Below are 567 nucleotides of genomic sequence, written 5' to 3'. Positions count from 1 at the left end.
GCCGGGGGCCGGGGGCCGGGGGTCAGACCAGGCGGACGGGCTTCTCGGGGCGGACGCCGAGGTCCAGGAGCCAGGCCCGCAGGGGGCCCGGGTCGCCCTCCTCGATGAGGCTGAGGACCCGGGGGCCGAGGTCGGCCGGGCGCTCGCCGCCGACGAGGAGGGTCGGGCCGTCCRGCCAGTCGAGGCCCGGTGTCGCCCCGGCCGTGTCCATGGCCGCGCAGCAGACCATCGCCGTCAGGTGGTCGCCCAGCAACTCGCGGCCCGTGCGGGGCGGTTGCAGGGGGAAGAGCGGGAGGGTGCCGTCGTCCCAGAGGCCGAGGTCGGGGCCGCCCTGTCCGGCGCCCGTGGCGGGCGCGGCGGGCTCGGCTGCCACGGCGGCCTCCTCGCGCGCCAGCTCGGCGCTCAGGCGCGCCGCCAGCGCCGCGCTGCGCTCGGTGGCGGGACCGCCGTCCTCGTCGTCGAGACCGAGGTCATCGGGATCGAGATCGAGACCGGGGTCGAGGTCGGGGTGATGCTCGGTGGCGTCGTGGGCGGCCGGGCTGTGCGGCGTGTCCGGGGCGTGGGGCG

At 79.2% G+C, this 567-nt stretch carries 1 pseudogene; it reads right to left on the bottom strand.

From position 1 onward, the window contains the following. Positions 1-22 precede the first annotated feature (22 nt). Positions 23-567: pseudogene (locus FGF04_RS39780) on the bottom strand (hypothetical protein); the annotation flags it as partial.

The sequence above is a fragment of the Streptomyces apricus genome (genome assembly GCF_008369065.1).
Classification (GTDB): domain Bacteria; phylum Actinomycetota; class Actinomycetes; order Streptomycetales; family Streptomycetaceae; genus Streptomyces; species Streptomyces apricus.
The sequence above is the reverse complement of the archived record's forward strand: the minus strand, read 5'-3'. Positions and strand labels throughout refer to the sequence as shown.